The sequence below is a fragment of the Bacillus sp. BD59S genome, assembly GCF_007363175.1.
GTDB classification, from domain to species: domain Bacteria; phylum Bacillota; class Bacilli; order Bacillales; family Bacillaceae_G; genus Bacillus_A; species Bacillus_A pacificus.
Window position 1 is genome coordinate 2,511,710 of the sequence record NZ_CP034686.1, and the last position, 14,696, is coordinate 2,526,405.

The following is a 14,696-nucleotide window of genomic DNA, read 5'->3' on the forward strand; positions in this document are numbered from 1 at the left end:
CCTTTACTATTTTATTTTAATAAAAATCCTGTCGGAAACGGATCTGTAGGATCTAATAGAAACGTCTGCATCCCTGTAATAAATCCTCTACTTTCAAAACGGAAAATGTAACCCATTTCTTCCTTCTTCACTTTTTCAACAGTTATAAAGCTATTAAATATACTTTCATTTATAAAAGGTTTATCCGCTATATAATCATTTTTAAATAATGTATGAACAAAAGACACAATAGTAGAGACAAATCCTGGCGAACGTACGATAAAGTTATCTTCATGAAATGTAATCGACTTTATATGGTTCTTTTCTTTTTGCGTGGAATCTACTAAAATAAGTCTTTTTATAAGTGACTGTTTTTGTATAGCTTGAAGTGTAGCTTCTCCCCATCTTTTCAATTCTGAAATGTTTTCAATACGAATTTCTGGCGAATGCGCACCTTTTTCTACAACTGCGTATACTTTATCTGCCTGTATGAGAGAGTAACTTATATTACCAACTTGTAAATTTTTCTCAATCATATAACATAGTTTACTTTCAAACGAAACAGATACAACTTCATCATTCTCTACATACGCATAGACTGAGAATATGCCAGATAACGTTTCGATTTTGTATTGATTCGTCTCTCTCTTTTTTACATACCCGCTTTCTAGTAACATCGTTATGACTGCGACAATACCTCCGTAATGAAGAGGAATTGATCCTTCATGATTAAAAAATATTACAGCTGCATCGACTTCCGTATGAATAGAAGGAACGACGATACATCCATTTAAACCGATAAAACCACGCGGTTCATTTAATAAAAGCTTCATTTCTTCTGCTAATTCACCTGAAAATTGATCGTTTAATTGCTCTAAATTGTAGTAGTACTTACATGGTACATCTTTTATTACACGAAATGCCTCGCCATTTACGTGTACGTCTACTGCTGTATACATTTTTTGAATGTTCATTTTACATCCTCCGTTTCATGTTCCATCGGCGGAATTAGCAAAAAGCCTTCTTTAAGTGGATCCTTTTCATTGTAAAAAAATCTATGCATACCCATAAGCCAAGCTGAACCTGTAATTTTCGTTACGACCGCTTCAATATTTTCAACATTTGTCGTATTTATGACACACCCTTTAAATAAAGAACCAACGATACTCTCATGAACAAACTCTTCATTAATCTCTATTTTTTGATTTGCGAATAATACAGCTAACTTTGCTGATGTTCCTGTACCACATGGAGAACGATCGATTCCTCCTGGCGGAACGACAACTGTATTTTTTACATGAGCACTTTCATGAGTAGGATCTGTATAAAATTCAACATGGGTTAATCCTCTAATAAACGAATGCTCTGGATGAATGATTTCAAATTTCTCATTAATCGTATTTCTTATAAGGATCGCTTTATCGATGATTGTAGATGCGTTTTCTGGTACTAACTCTAACCCTACCGATTTCACATCGATAATGGCGTAAAAATTCCCTCCATACGCAATATCAGCCTCTACAGTTCCAATGTCTTCGACGTCTACAGTAATGTGTTTCAGTAAAAAAGCTGGTATGTTACAGAAAGAGACTTCTTTCGCTTTTCCATCTTGAACAAAAATATCCACTTCTACTAAGCCGGCTGGCGTGTCTAACTTTAACGAAGTAATCGGTTCAACTACCGGAATTAAACCTGATTCAATTAAAGCTGTACATACACCAATTGTATCGTGACCACACATCGGTAAATATCCACCTGTTTCTATGTAAATAACACCAATATCTGCTTCAGGATGACACGGATCTGTTAATAGTGCTCCTGACATTACATCATGACCACGCGGTTCATTCATTAACAATTTGCGAATCCAGTCATACTCCTTTTTCATATGTAACATCTTCTCTGCCATCGTCTCTCCTATTAACTTTGGAAGTCCGCTTATCAATGTCCTCGTTGGATTCCCGCCCGTATGTGTATCAATCGTCGTAAAGACTCTTTGTGACCTCATCCGTTTAACACCCTTTCTGTAAAACGACTCAAACGAAGTGGTTCAATTGGAATGATTGTTTCTTTTTCATTTAATAACTCTTCAATCACTTTTCCAGTAACCGCTGCAAGACTAATGCCATCCCCTTCATGCCCTGCTGCTATAAAGTAGTTCGGGATATGTTCCACACGTGAAATGATCGGCAAATGATCTTCTGTCCACGGGCGTAATCCGGCATAGGAACGAATCACCATCATATCCGCCATTTTTGGATAAAAACGTATCGCTCTGTTCGCAATACATTTAATAACCTCGTTGTTTATCTTCGTATGAAAACCTACAAACTCTCTACTACTACCAATTAAAAAATTTTGGCTTTCTGTCGGTTCAAACACAAGAGCTACCCCATATTTCTCAGTTAAAGCATCCACTTTTCGTTTTCCGCCAAATTTAGAAATTAAATAACCAAATTCCATTACTTTACGGCAACCAACGTGTTGTTGCCTTGAAGCTACAATAATATGTCCTTTTCTTGGTTCAATTGGGATATTTATATCCAACATTTCTCCGATTTTCGGAGCCCACACACCAGCTGCGTTCACCACTTGCTTCGCAGTAAACGTCCCGTTAGTTGTTTCTACAATAAAGGAACCGTTTATATCTCTTTTCATTTCTTTTACTTCCGTATGATTAAAAGCTTTCGTACCAAATTTCTTCGATTCTGCAAGAAGTGCAAAAGCAAGAAGATATGGATTTACAGTCGAATCTGTGGCGCATTCTAACCCGCCTAATAAATCATCTGCGAAAAATGGTGATTCTTCCCTTATATCTTTCCTATCAAGCATTCGAAACGGTAAGCCGGCTTCTTTTTGACGATTTACCCATTGCTGCGCTGCTTCCATCTCTTCATCCGACTCACATACGAGAATACTTCCTGGTGCCCTATATTCAAATGAGTGTTCTAACTCTTCGCTTAAACTAGTCACTAACTTTTGACTTACTAACGACATTTGACTATCGAATCCTGGGTCTTTATCAATAGCCAAAATATTCCCGTCACACCGTGAAGACGTCCCACTGACAAATTCTCCTTTTTCAATAATTGTTACGTCTCTTCCGTATTTTGATGTGTAATAAGCAATAGAACAGCCTATAATACCACCGCCTATTATTAAAACGTCACAGTGCCTCACGTAGCACCCCTCCCTTCTTTTTAATCCCTCACTTTCTTTATATGCAATTGACGTGCCAACTCTGCATATATACACTTTTTATAAATAATATTTTTATTTGTAAAAATATTTTAAATTCATCGTAAATAGGTGTATTATTTTTTTATCACTGTCAAAATTTTTATACATAATAGGAGGACAATATGGCATTCTCATTTCCCACAATAAAAGAATTTCTAAAAATTTTATCCATTGATCATACATACTGCTTGCAACATATTAAGCAAATTAACGAAAAGTATTATTACCGCCCTTCTACTACAGAAGAATATAACTGCGCAGTAATATATGAAGATGACTCATTCACCGCTTTAATTGACGCGTTTTCCAATGAAATAGTCGTTATCATAATGAACGAAAATAAGGAGCCTATATGCTGTATAACGACTCAGCAAATTATTCCGTTTCTTGTTAAGTCGTACAACGAACTGCAATCTTTTTATAAAGCCGTAATACAAACAACGGATTCCTCCGTTACAGTCATCGATGATAAAGAATGCGTTTGCACCTGGACAGATGGCGCCGAAAAGATCTTTTCAGTCAAGCATAATGAAATTATCGGGCAACCTATCACTCGTTTTTTTGACTATAAAGATTTGGAAATTTTGCAATCACTACATGACGGAAAAAGTATAATCGCTCAGTTCCATCAACCTCGTCCAGATTTGTTCGTATTAATTAACTCAAATCCAGTTTATTGTAACGGTGAAATTATAGGAGCAGTCGTTTCAGAAACTGACGTTACAAATCAAGTCGCATTAAATGAAAAACTATTCAATATGTCACATGAAATGCACCGTTTAGAACAAGAAGTAGCAAAGTATAAAGATGAATCAGATCCTTTTCTTGCGATGAACGGAAAGAGCCCTGTTATACAAAGAACAATACAATTAGCTAGAAAGGTTTGCTCGGTGAAATCAACTGTTTTAATACTCGGCGAAAGTGGTGTTGGAAAAGAAGTATTTGCGAAAGCAATTCATGAAGCTAGTGAGGCAGCGAAGGCACCTTTTATTTCAATTAACTGTGGTGCTATTCCAGAGGCGTTATTTGAAAGCGAATTATTCGGGTATGAGCGCGGGGCGTTTTCTGGTGCAAATAGTAAAGGAAAAAAAGGGAAAATAGAGCTCGCCCAAGGCGGCACATTATTTCTTGATGAAATAGGAGAAATGCCGCTCGATATGCAAGTGAAGCTTTTGCGCGTGCTACAAGAACGAAAATATTACCGAGTTGGTGGAGAAAAAGAGATTCATATTGACTTCCGTATTATCGCTGCCACCAATCGTGATTTACAAGAAGAAATGAGAAAAGGCACGTTCCGAGAAGATTTATACTATCGCCTAAATGTAGTTAGTTTGCATATTCCACCGCTGCGCGAAAGACGCGAAGATATTATTGAATTAACCTATTCTTTCCTAAACGATTTTTCAATCAACTATAACAGACCCATTCGCGACTTACCTTCAAGCATTATGCATGAACTGCTTCATTACAATTGGCCAGGTAATATTCGCGAGCTCCGTAACGTTATTGAAAGACTTGTCGTATTTGCGACTGACGGTATTATAAAGCAAGAATATTTACCATTTCATACAACTGAAACGTTAGACAATCATACGACTCATTCCCTATTACTCAGCAACAATCATACAATCCTCTCTTTGCAAGAAGAGATGGATGAACATGAGAAAAAAGTAATTGAGAGGGCATTACGTATTTTGAATGGAAATAAATTAGAATGCGCGAAACAGCTTGGTGTTACGAGAGCCACCTTATATAATCGTTTAAAAAAGCTTGGGTTACAATAAAATGAAACTTTAATCAACCGTCACCAATCGGGCTTTTATGGGCAGCCCGCCCCCACCTAACTTCTTTGCTTTCGCTGAATTTGGAGGTGGGGGTCTTACTTCCCTCCTCTATATTGGCATAGTTTTTGCATTATATAATTTGTGCAAACCGAACTAGAGGAGGAATTCATATGACGAATAAAGATCACTTAATTGTTTGTCGATGCGAAGAAGTTACATACGGTCAACTTCAATCGACAATTGCTGATTATAAATGCTCGGCAAGAGAATTAAAACTAAGAACACGTGCTGGCATGGGATTTTGCGGTGGCCGCACATGTAGAATGATGATAGATCGAATGATTGAAAATGCAAATCCAGGCGTAACTACAAATGCTATTCCATTGAAATATCAACCACCTGTACGAGCAGTTACTTTTGGATCGGTAGGTGAAGCTAAATGAGTAGAATTACACATCACCCTATTTTAGGGAGTTTACATAATCGTAATCGCATCACTTTTCAATTTAACGGTCAACAATATGAAGCATATGAACATGAAACGATTGCAGCCGCATTGCTTGCAAACGGAATAAGAACATTAAGAGTGCACGAAGATAGCGGGACACCACGAGGTATTTACTGTAATATTGGACATTGTTCTGAATGCCGCGTCACAGTAAACAATCAAGCAAACGTACGAGCATGCTTAACTGTTGTAGAAAACGATATGGTTGTTATTAGTGGCAAACAGCATCCAAATATCGTGAGAGAGATGGTGAAAAAGCGATGAATGATGTCATAATTATCGGAGCTGGACCAGCAGGTTTATCAGCGTCTATCTCTTGTGCTCGTTTTGGACTAAAAGTACTTGTTATTGATGAATTTATGAAGCCTGGCGGACGGTTGCTCGGACAATTACATCAAGAACCTACTGGAGAATGGTGGAATGGAATAAAAGAATCTAAACGACTTCATGAAAAAGCGAAATCACTTTCAGTCGATATTCGATGCGGCATTTCCGTCTATAATTTAGATAAAGATGAAAGTTCTTGGTTCGTTCATACGAATATCGGTACGTTAGAAGCACCTTTCGTTTTACTTGCTACTGGCGCTGCTGAGTACTCTATCCCTCTTCCTGGTTGGACACTTCCTGGGGTGATGTCAATTGGAGCAGCTCAAGTTATGACGAATGTACATCGTGTTCAAGTTGGGAAAAAAGGAATCATTATTGGTGCTAACATATTGTCATTTGCCATTTTGAATGAATTACAATTGGCAGGAATTAAAGTGGAACATATCGTACTTCCTGAAAAAAGTGAATTAAGTCAACAGGCTGGTAAACCAGAAGAAGTTTTAAATTCTCTCTTACACGCTGCACATCTTGCCCCGTCACCTTTATTACGTATTGGTAGTCGATTGATGCAATATAATTGGGCGAAACAAGCTGGATTAAAGTTTTATCCTAATAACGGTATGAAAATAAACGGTACACCTCTTCATCTTCGAAAAGCAGCTCTTGAAATTATCGGGACAGATCAAGTTGAAGGTGTACGCATTGCTAATATTGATACGAAAGGAAACATCATCACTGGATCGGAACAAATATATGAGGCAGACTTCGTTTGTATTGCAGGTGGCTTATATCCTCTTGCTGAGCTGGCTGCTGTAGCTGGCTGTCCTTTCCGTTACATTCCGGAATTAGGCGGGCATGTTCCTCTCCATTCCGAAGCGATGGAAACCCCTCTTCCCGGTTTATTTGTAGCCGGCAATATAACTGGCATTGAAAGCGGGAAAATTGCAATGGCACAAGGAACTGTTGCTGGATATTCAATCGTAAAACAGGCAAATAAAAAATCCCATTCGGTGGAACAACAATTGCAACAAGCAATCCAACATGTACATGCCGTACGTCAACAAGCTGCCATTCAATTTAGCCAGGGTGTTGATGTCGGTAGACGGAAAATGAATGAAATTTGGCGTGATTATTCCCTTGCATATGCACATACTAAAAAGAGCTGCTGAGAATACTCTCAACAGCTCTTTTCCTACTCATCTGAGTTATTAAATTTCGCTAACGCGTAAATACCTTCTTCATCATCTAATTCAAGTTGTAATCTCGCCGCAAATGAATTGACGTTATATTCTCTGTCAAGTAATAAGCGTAGTGCTTCGATTAAGTTCGCTTGAATTAAAATTTGCTGGCGACCATTTACCTCTACTTCAGCAGAGAAACCGTAGTCATCGTCGTACATGAGTTCAACTAAAACTTCTTCTGGACCAACTTGTCTTTTTTCAGCGATATATACGCAAAGCGCATTGATCAGTTCTTGTTCAGAAATTTTTATCGTTTCCATGCTACTTCATCTTCCTTTTTCTTGCGTTGATCTTTGAAGTATTTAAATGCACGAACCGCTAACATTACGATACCAGCCATTACTAACATATTTACCATAAACGCTAATACAGAACCAAGAGCTCCCATATTTGCAAATAAGCTACCCATTAGTAAACCACCAAGACCACCTAGTAATAAACCTTTCATAAAGCTTCCTTTATTACTTTTTGGTGCTGTGTTTGTTGCTTTTGTTTTTGAATCTGGAGTCGTTTTTTGAGAATTTACATTTGAATCTTTTTTGTTTAAATCAACTTTTGATTTTTGACCTGAACTTGGTGTAAATGATTTTTTACCAGATTTGTAACTTTTCGCTGCCGCATGATCTACGAACATAAAGCTACTAGCCCCAAAGATAACCATGAATGCTGTCATTACTGCTACAAGTTTTTTCAACATATTATATCCATTCTCCTTTTATATAGATATATGTGAAATCTACCTTTCTAGTAAATTTAGAATGATAGATTTATTTTTAAGAACATTTAAAGGTTCTTATGAACTTATTATATGAACTTTTGTCGAAATATGCAAGTGTTATTTACTTCCGACAGTTTGGTGACAAAGGAAAAATTAAGCAAAACAGAATTGACTTTAAATGAAACAAAACATATTATAAGTTCATAAGAACTTTTTATTATTTATGGAGGTGAAAAGATGGAAACATTTCATCTCACACGAAACGAAATGGCTACCCTTCTTCTATCATTAAGAGGATGGAATACGAAAAAGCCTCTCGGTATTTTACAAGAAGCTTGGGCAAAGTCACATAAAAAAGATATTGAAAGCGGACAAAGCGTAACTGCTTTTATTACGACCGCACTTTCACCTATTTTTGAAAAACTAATTAAGATTGAAGATACGGACGTTGGTTTTTCATTAAATGAAATCGTTGCGCTTGGAAATCAAATTGAAAATACAAGTTTCTCAGTAACGGCCATGCAGAACTGGGTGAAACGAGATATAAAAGAAATGATTGGCTCTCCTCAAAAAGGAAAAAAATACTCAATTGAACAAGCAGCCTTACTATTCATTGTTGAAGATTTAAAAACAGCACTTGATTTTGAATCCATTCGTAAGCTATTACGCCTTATCGTAAATGACCCAGCCGATCGAAGTGATGACTTAATCAATCCTGTTCATTTATATGGAGCATACTCTTCTCTATTTGAAGAACTCAATCAAGGGAATTGCTTACAATTAAATGCAACAGATACAATCCATACAATTGAAAACATCGTAAAAGAAAGAGCTGATAAAATTGCAAGCAAGTTCGATCAGGTTAATAACGAACAACGTGAAGCAATTCGTAACGCCATTATTATCGCCACACTTTCTGTACATACCGCATATGTACAAATGTTAGCGAAACGTTACGTAACAGCAACTTTATTTTTACAAAATTTAGATGTGAAACCGTAAAAAAACAAGCATCCCCCTATCTTATATGTAGAACTGGGAGATGCTTGTTTTTTATATCAATATAAGATGCAAAAACCGTTTATATATAAATTTTCATTTTACAATTGCTCTTGATTATGTAATTATCATTACTAATCTATAATTCATTCAACAATTTTCATTTCGTGCTATTAAATTCCTATTAGATTTTCTCGATAAACTTAATTACATCATCGTTGTAATTGTATTTATCATTAATTTCTCGCAATAATTCAATATCGTGAGTATGAGTTTTTCCGGTCTCGAGCAATTCGCAATATAAATCAATATAAGGCAGATTTTTACTAATAGCGTTTTTTAATTCCTTTTCTACATCATAAGAAACTTTTTTAAATCTCACCTCCGCAATCCCTGCCTCATCAATTTCAAGAATTGCATACTGCGCACGTAAGTCAGAGTTTAGCATATTCCACTTGTAAAAAGGTTGTCCAACTGTTCCTGGGTTAATAATTAATTGATCATTGCTACTATAGCGTAACAATTGATGATGGGTATGAGCGTAAATCGCGATATCATATTCACGATCAAATAACCGATCAAACTGTTCCTGATTATTAGTGGGCCACAAATCTCCTCCGTAATTTTTATTTTGTAGATTATGACTAATACTGATTGATAAATCATTAACCTGTTTTGTTATCTGTAATGGTAAATTTTTAATATGCTTAATATAGTTTTTATCCAAGTTTTCACATTGATACTGAACTAATCTAGAAACATAAATATCAGTTGCGTTATGAATATCAATGTTTTTATTAAGAACGTCAAGAAAGCTATCTTCCCAGTTTCCTTGTACATAAGTATCAACGTTAATACTTTCTAACATTTCAAATAAATCATTTGATCCAGGACCAGGCATAATTAAATCTCCTAAAAACCAATAATCAGTCACATCTTCTTTCATAGAATCTTCGATAACTGCTTTTAAAGCAGTTGCATTTCCATGTACATCTGCCAGTAATGCAATTTTATGTTTCATTTATTTTATTCACTCTCCCTAATTCACGCTATATTCAGAATTAAATACACGTGCTTTTTTTCTTTCTAAACTGTGTCCTCTTTCTTAACTCTAAGCATTTCGTACACTTCCACTTGATTCTCTACATACGATTTTACTTTTTCAAATCCAGCTTTCTCATAACAACGAATCGCCCTCTTGTTATCTTCCCTAACTTGCAATAGAACAGCTTCTATATCAGGGTCTAAAAATGATTTACTAATAAAATACTTTGTAATCTCCGTTCCAAGCCCTTTTGAATATAAATTCGAAACGCCAATGAGAATAGAGTATTCCATCACATATATATCATCATATTTCGTCTTTTTTAATCCAACTCTACCTATTACTTCATCCTTCACTACTATTACATGATAACTTGCATGAGACCGCGACAATTTTTCTGTCCAGTACTGACGAAGCTCTTCGATTGTATATCGCTTAAATGGTTTTATATCCGCTATTTTATGTAATTCTTCATCGTTATACCATTCTAATATAACTGGTAAATCATCCATTTCTAAAAGGCGTTCTTTCCAATCCACATTTCCACCTCATCCATTTTATGTTTTCAAACCAATTAAATTGAATATGCATATTCTTTTTTAGGTAACCTTACTATCTCTCGAATAATAGGGGATTTTTCTACAATATCCTCTAGCTGCCCCTCACTATAGACGTAAATACCACCTACATATGAACTGTACGCCTTTTTCTCAGTTATTATTGCTAAATTATTATTCTCCCTCTTAAAATCACCCTCTAGCCCTTTTTGAAATGATAAACTTTTAGCACCTGAAAAATAAAGCTGAATTAACGCCACTAATTGTTTGTCCTCTGATTTTGCAAAGCACTGAATTTCATGTAAAATCATTTCATCTTGTAATGGAAGAAAGTCCTCTACTAATAAATCCTCTTCTTTATGAAAGAAATTTTGTAATTCAGGAGTATAGAACTTAAGGTTTTTCTCAGTTATCTTTTGAAAAATGGATTGCAACAATAAATCTTTTCCTATTACAAACGGATGACCAAAGCCATTATTATAAAGTCCTTCTTTCATTTTCATTAGTTGTTCGATCAAAGGGATTCCCGATTCTTCAATGACAAGTTTACCGTTTATAAAACGCATACTAGCTATCAGTTCTTCTATCTGTAATCCACCTATCTCAAGCGATGAATAATATAAATCCCTATTCCAAAAATCTAATTGATCCATTCCTAATGAATTAAACAAGAGCTCATCTATAATTGGAAAAACACCATCTTCTGTTAAAGCTTTCGTTACATCATCTAATAATCCGGCGGTCTGATTTAAAATCGTTCGTATTTCTTCATCCTCTTGAATGATTCGTATAGTCCACTCACCATGATCTTCACCTGATATTTGTTGAAAACAATGCGAATATGGGCCATGGCCGACATCGTGTAGGAGTGCTACAACAGATAATAATTCCCTCTCATATTCTGATAAATGAATATCACCAATATCCGTAAGATGTTCTATCATTTTATTTACAAGTACATATACACCTATTGAATGTTCTTTCCTCGTATGTATTGCGTTTTCGTGTAAATAATATGTATGTCCCTGCTGTTTAATATAAGCCAACCTTTGAAATGCTTTTGTATCTATCAATCGAAGGATATGTCTATCACAAATAGTAATTGTTCCATAAATCGGATCATTAAATTGCATGTATTCTCCTCCTGTTTTTATAAATTAAAAACTCATATAATTATACTTAATTTTCAGTTTACTTTTATTAATATATGAGAAATTTTTAATAAACTTTTCATTATCTCTTCATGAAAATTGAACTTATATGCTTTACTATAAATACTTATAAAGGACATAAAAGAATTGAAATAGCAATCCCCTATACAAATAAGGTATAATATACACATAGTGAACCTTTTATGTAGTTAAATAAAGGGGCATATATTCAAAAATACATAAACTAGAAGGTGCAACAATGGTAAGTAGTTTTATTCATTCAGTATTAACGTTTTTTGAAGGATTAGGTTATTGGGGCATTATGCTTGGTCTTATGATTGAGATTATCCCAAGTGAGATTGTCCTTGCTTATGCGGGATTCCTAGTATTCAATGGTAGTATCTCATTTGTAGGTGCAGTTGTATTTGGTACAATTGGCGGCGTTATTGCTCAAATCTTTATTTATTGGCTTGGACGATACGGTGGACGACCTATATTAGAACGTTACGGAAAATATATTTTCATTCATAAAAAACATATAGATGCAGCAGAAGATTGGTTTAATCGTTACGGAACTGGCGTCATTTTTACAGCACGCTTCATTCCAGTAGTGCGTCATGCGATTTCAATTCCTGCCGGTATTACAAAAATGTCATTCCTACGTTTCACTACATTAACAGCACTTGCAATCATCCCTTGGTCTATCATTTTCATTTATTTAGGTGAAAAACTAGGCGAGAATTGGGAAAATATTAACGATGTTGCTGGACCTTATGTGAAATCGTTCGCAATAGGTGGCGTCATACTTATTGTTTTATACTTCGTTATAAAAAAATGGACAAAAAAGCGTAAAAAATTTGCTTAAGATAATAATAAAAACCGCTAATAATTCATTACGGACTTTAGCGGTTTTTATTATAGATTTGATTATGTATTAAAAATTGTATTATTTCTTCTTTATGCTTTAAGTCATGCTGAATGAGTGAGGAAAAATAATGGTTTAGCCTCACTTTTTTAGTACCAAATTGATAGTCATTATAAAAATATTGGGTTGGAATTCGCTCAATTTGATTTATTAATTTTTTACGAGTAACACTAAATTGATCTAATATTTCTTCTTTTGAAATACCAGATCTCGCATATTTTATTGCTCCCTTATTCATTTCCTCAACATCTATTGGAACATTTGGTACAGATTGTCCACTTATAAAGTATGGAATTCTATGCATTATTAAAAACGTATCCCAAACGATAAAATGTGAAATCACATCTGCAATTCCCCACGAACCATTTTTAAATGATTGAAGCCACATATCATCACTTAATCCCTTCAATGTTTGACACCATTCTATTAAATTTAATTTTTCTTCCAAAATATTCTCTTTCTTCATTATTCAATCCTTTCTCGCACTTATAATTCATTCATATTAATATCTTCTAGAAATTGTATAAAAAGCCTTCATAATTATATGGATAAGCTACAATTCACTCATTCATTTCGTATATTATCTCAAAAAGGAGTGATTCGCCTATGCATTGGCAACAAAAAATACAATACTTAATCGGAAGCCCTATCGGTATTTCCTTCATTAATGGGCAAGGAACCTCTGGTGTATTATGTTCAGCACATGATGGTCAATTGTATGTATATGAATACCTTTATCAAGCGCAGTTCGCAATGAAACATTATGATTTTAGACAAATTCAAGATATACATGCCTTTCCGAACTGCCCCCATCAAAATCCTCTATTCTAAAAAAAGGAACAGCTTATAGCCGTTCCTTTTTCTCCACACTTATTTTTCAGTATAAAAGTTTTGCACTGCTTCATCAAAGTAAATCCAGCCTTTCCAACCTAAATGAATTGTATCTTTTAAGAAATACTTATCATATTCATGGCCAGAAAAATCAACTACTGAGTATCCTGCTTTCTCAACTTGTTCCCGAACTTTTTTATAATACACTTCGCGGCGTTCTTTAGGGAAACCAGCGTAATCATACCACGGTCCATTTACAGGTACAGAAATAAATAGTGGCTTAACATTTTTCTCTTTAAATATATTTAAAACAATTTGTAAGTCATCATATTCTGGTGATTCTTCATATGATTCATTTGCTCTAAAGTTTTTTAAACCTTTTAATTTTTTCTTTAAATTATGTTTATAGTAATATGGATTTTCAATTCCGAATGTGTTTGTAGTAGATTCCGCTTTCCCTTCTTCTTCTGCATGTTTACGTGCATCTACCCAAGAAATTGAACGTAGTCCTACATTTGTTTTTTCTTTCATCGGCTCAATCTTAAATATGGAGTTAAATAAATCTCTATGATCTAAAATATTTCGATGCATATAAGCAAGTGGTTTAACTAAACCCGCTTTTATATTATGTTTCGTATCATTATATACAATACCTTCTAATGAATTTTTTAATATATCATCTTCTTGAACAACTTTATAATCTAAAAGTCGTTTCGCAATTTGCTTCTTCATTTCTGCATTTATTTTATCATTAAAAATAAAATGATATGCCTGTTGTTTGGAGAAATTGTTCGTAAAATCCCCTTGGGAAACCCCAGTCTTTGTAAACCATTGTGGCGATAAAACAAAGACTACTTTTTTACCTTCTAACTCATCCATAGTAGACGTCATATTTAATATATGAGCTAAACTTTGTGTACCGCCAATCCCGATTAAATATGGCGTAAAACCTGCAGGATTCACTTTGAAGTAATTAGATGGATGATATGCATCCATTCGTAAAAATTCAGATGAACCGTACATCGGTAAATACTGCGAATTCTCTAACATTTTCTGTTGCAAGAATACACTTTGTAATTTTTCTTTTTGTAAGGAAGTTGCCGCATCTTCTACCTTCTTATCACTAATAATTGATACTAAACTTTTCGATGGGATGAGTATGATAATGAAAAAAAGCACACACGCTAAAATTATCGGACCAAAAGCATGCTTCATTTTCATCGTCTCTTCCTCTTTCTCTCACAATTAAATTGTAACCCTTGTCTTTGACACGCCATCATTTCTCTCCTTTTTCTCTATACATGTTCCATTCTATTTATCTATTATATACATGTATGTATTTCTTTCCTTGTTCTATTAAGCCCTATATAATAACACAAGAAAATGTTTCC

At 34.8% G+C, this 14,696-nt stretch carries 17 protein-coding genes; 7 read left to right on the forward strand and 10 right to left on the reverse strand.

Features of this window, described 5'->3' with window-relative positions; translation table 11 throughout:
* Positions 1-11: 11 nt before the first annotated feature.
* The 3 genes from EKQ63_RS15005 to EKQ63_RS15015 are packed head-to-tail and all read right to left on the reverse strand — an operon-like array spanning position 12 to position 3,159.
* Positions 12-953, reverse strand: a complete 942-nt coding sequence (locus EKQ63_RS15005) for a proline racemase family protein (protein ID WP_087953437.1) — start codon at positions 951-953, stop codon at positions 12-14.
* The gene (locus EKQ63_RS15010; RefSeq protein ID WP_143881210.1) at positions 950-1,987 is read right to left on the reverse strand and encodes a proline racemase family protein; all 1,038 of its coding nucleotides are present in this window, start codon (positions 1,985-1,987) and stop codon (positions 950-952) included. The genes EKQ63_RS15005 and EKQ63_RS15010 overlap by 4 nt, the downstream gene beginning before the upstream one ends.
* Positions 1,984-3,159: an NAD(P)/FAD-dependent oxidoreductase gene (locus tag EKQ63_RS15015; protein WP_061182930.1), complete on the reverse strand. Its 1,176-nt coding sequence runs from the start codon at positions 3,157-3,159 to the stop codon at positions 1,984-1,986. Before EKQ63_RS15015 ends, EKQ63_RS15010 begins: the two co-directional genes overlap by 4 nt.
* A gap of 182 nt (positions 3,160-3,341) precedes the next feature.
* Here EKQ63_RS15015 and EKQ63_RS15020 point away from each other — a divergent pair, with 182 nt between their 5' ends.
* The 4 genes from EKQ63_RS15020 to EKQ63_RS15035 all read left to right on the forward strand — a co-directional run bounded on the left by EKQ63_RS15020 (position 3,342) and on the right by EKQ63_RS15035 (position 7,007).
* On the forward strand, positions 3,342-5,003 hold the full coding sequence (locus EKQ63_RS15020) for a sigma-54 interaction domain-containing protein (RefSeq protein WP_143881211.1): 1,662 nt from the start codon (positions 3,342-3,344) through the stop codon (positions 5,001-5,003).
* A gap of 170 nt (positions 5,004-5,173) precedes the next feature.
* Positions 5,174-5,446 (forward strand): (2Fe-2S)-binding protein, encoded by a 273-nt coding sequence (locus tag EKQ63_RS15025; protein WP_087953433.1) that lies wholly within the window; start codon positions 5,174-5,176, stop codon positions 5,444-5,446.
* Positions 5,443-5,775, forward strand: coding sequence for a (2Fe-2S)-binding protein (locus tag EKQ63_RS15030; RefSeq protein ID WP_087953432.1), 333 nt, complete (start codon positions 5,443-5,445; stop codon positions 5,773-5,775). The genes EKQ63_RS15025 and EKQ63_RS15030 overlap by 4 nt, the downstream gene beginning before the upstream one ends.
* The gene (locus EKQ63_RS15035; protein WP_087997239.1) at positions 5,772-7,007 is read left to right on the forward strand and encodes an NAD(P)/FAD-dependent oxidoreductase; all 1,236 of its coding nucleotides are present in this window, start codon (positions 5,772-5,774) and stop codon (positions 7,005-7,007) included. The genes EKQ63_RS15030 and EKQ63_RS15035 overlap by 4 nt, the downstream gene beginning before the upstream one ends.
* Before the next feature lie 23 nt (positions 7,008-7,030).
* Here EKQ63_RS15035 and EKQ63_RS15040 read toward each other — a convergent pair whose 3' ends face one another.
* A complete protein-coding gene (locus EKQ63_RS15040; RefSeq protein WP_000447759.1) occupies positions 7,031-7,339 on the reverse strand; it encodes a YxcD family protein in 309 nt (102 codons plus the stop codon).
* A complete protein-coding gene (locus tag EKQ63_RS15045; RefSeq protein WP_000914479.1) occupies positions 7,327-7,776 on the reverse strand; it encodes a hypothetical protein in 450 nt (149 codons plus the stop codon). Before EKQ63_RS15045 ends, EKQ63_RS15040 begins: the two co-directional genes overlap by 13 nt.
* Before the next feature lie 258 nt (positions 7,777-8,034).
* Here EKQ63_RS15045 and EKQ63_RS15050 point away from each other — a divergent pair, with 258 nt between their 5' ends.
* A complete protein-coding gene (locus tag EKQ63_RS15050; RefSeq protein ID WP_000447235.1) occupies positions 8,035-8,799 on the forward strand; it encodes a DUF1836 domain-containing protein in 765 nt (254 codons plus the stop codon).
* 181 nt (positions 8,800-8,980) lie between these two features.
* On the opposite strand, the gene EKQ63_RS15055 is transcribed toward EKQ63_RS15050, so the two are convergent.
* The 3 genes from EKQ63_RS15055 to EKQ63_RS15065 all read right to left on the reverse strand — a co-directional run bounded on the left by EKQ63_RS15055 (position 8,981) and on the right by EKQ63_RS15065 (position 11,531).
* A complete protein-coding gene (locus EKQ63_RS15055; protein WP_143881212.1) occupies positions 8,981-9,817 on the reverse strand; it encodes a metallophosphoesterase family protein in 837 nt (278 codons plus the stop codon).
* Between the two features lie 65 nt (positions 9,818-9,882).
* Positions 9,883-10,380 carry a GNAT family N-acetyltransferase gene (locus EKQ63_RS15060; protein ID WP_088328242.1) on the reverse strand — a complete coding sequence of 166 codons (498 nt, stop codon included), beginning with the start codon at positions 10,378-10,380 and terminating at the stop codon, positions 9,883-9,885.
* A 35-nt stretch (positions 10,381-10,415) separates the two neighbouring features.
* Positions 10,416-11,531: an HD domain-containing protein gene (locus tag EKQ63_RS15065; RefSeq protein ID WP_087997236.1), complete on the reverse strand. Its 1,116-nt coding sequence runs from the start codon at positions 11,529-11,531 to the stop codon at positions 10,416-10,418.
* Positions 11,532-11,808: 277 nt separating this feature from the next.
* Here EKQ63_RS15065 and EKQ63_RS15070 point away from each other — a divergent pair, with 277 nt between their 5' ends.
* Positions 11,809-12,414, forward strand: coding sequence for an undecaprenyl phosphate transporter UptA (locus EKQ63_RS15070; protein ID WP_087997235.1), 606 nt, complete (start codon positions 11,809-11,811; stop codon positions 12,412-12,414).
* Positions 12,415-12,451: 37 nt separating this feature from the next.
* On the opposite strand, the gene EKQ63_RS15075 is transcribed toward EKQ63_RS15070, so the two are convergent.
* The gene (locus EKQ63_RS15075) at positions 12,452-12,940 is read right to left on the reverse strand and encodes a DinB family protein (protein WP_143881213.1); all 489 of its coding nucleotides are present in this window, start codon (positions 12,938-12,940) and stop codon (positions 12,452-12,454) included.
* A 140-nt stretch (positions 12,941-13,080) separates the two neighbouring features.
* On the opposite strand from EKQ63_RS15075, the gene EKQ63_RS15080 reads away from it, so the two are divergent.
* A complete protein-coding gene (locus tag EKQ63_RS15080; RefSeq protein WP_143881214.1) occupies positions 13,081-13,305 on the forward strand; it encodes a hypothetical protein in 225 nt (74 codons plus the stop codon).
* Between the two features lie 39 nt (positions 13,306-13,344).
* Here the strand turns inward: EKQ63_RS15080 and dltD are convergent, their stop codons facing one another.
* Positions 13,345-14,526, reverse strand: a complete 1,182-nt coding sequence (gene dltD / locus EKQ63_RS15085; protein WP_087953426.1) for a D-alanyl-lipoteichoic acid biosynthesis protein DltD — start codon at positions 14,524-14,526, stop codon at positions 13,345-13,347.
* Positions 14,527-14,696: the final 170 nt, after the last annotated feature.

Excerpts from the sequence above, each read along its gene's own strand:
- EKQ63_RS15005 (WP_087953437.1), bottom strand. The coding sequence starts at position 953 with ATGAACATTCAAAAAATGTATACAGCAGTAGACGTACACGTAAATGGC.
- EKQ63_RS15010 (WP_143881210.1), bottom strand. The coding sequence starts at position 1,987 with ATGAGGTCACAAAGAGTCTTTACGACGATTGATACACATACGGGCGGG.
- EKQ63_RS15020 (WP_143881211.1), top strand. The coding sequence starts at position 3,342 with ATGGCATTCTCATTTCCCACAATAAAAGAATTTCTAAAAATTTTATCC.
- EKQ63_RS15025 (WP_087953433.1), top strand. The coding sequence starts at position 5,174 with ATGACGAATAAAGATCACTTAATTGTTTGTCGATGCGAAGAAGTTACA.
- EKQ63_RS15030 (WP_087953432.1), top strand. The coding sequence starts at position 5,443 with ATGAGTAGAATTACACATCACCCTATTTTAGGGAGTTTACATAATCGT.
- EKQ63_RS15035 (WP_087997239.1), top strand. The coding sequence starts at position 5,772 with ATGAATGATGTCATAATTATCGGAGCTGGACCAGCAGGTTTATCAGCG.
- EKQ63_RS15040 (WP_000447759.1), bottom strand. The coding sequence starts at position 7,339 with ATGGAAACGATAAAAATTTCTGAACAAGAACTGATCAATGCGCTTTGC.
- EKQ63_RS15045 (WP_000914479.1), bottom strand. The coding sequence starts at position 7,776 with ATGTTGAAAAAACTTGTAGCAGTAATGACAGCATTCATGGTTATCTTT.
- EKQ63_RS15050 (WP_000447235.1), top strand. The coding sequence starts at position 8,035 with ATGGAAACATTTCATCTCACACGAAACGAAATGGCTACCCTTCTTCTA.
- EKQ63_RS15055 (WP_143881212.1), bottom strand. The coding sequence starts at position 9,817 with ATGAAACATAAAATTGCATTACTGGCAGATGTACATGGAAATGCAACT.
- EKQ63_RS15065 (WP_087997236.1), bottom strand. The coding sequence starts at position 11,531 with ATGCAATTTAATGATCCGATTTATGGAACAATTACTATTTGTGATAGA.
- EKQ63_RS15070 (WP_087997235.1), top strand. The coding sequence starts at position 11,809 with ATGGTAAGTAGTTTTATTCATTCAGTATTAACGTTTTTTGAAGGATTA.
- EKQ63_RS15075 (WP_143881213.1), bottom strand. The coding sequence starts at position 12,940 with ATGAAGAAAGAGAATATTTTGGAAGAAAAATTAAATTTAATAGAATGG.
- EKQ63_RS15080 (WP_143881214.1), top strand. The coding sequence starts at position 13,081 with ATGCATTGGCAACAAAAAATACAATACTTAATCGGAAGCCCTATCGGT.
- dltD (WP_087953426.1), bottom strand. The coding sequence starts at position 14,526 with ATGAAAATGAAGCATGCTTTTGGTCCGATAATTTTAGCGTGTGTGCTT.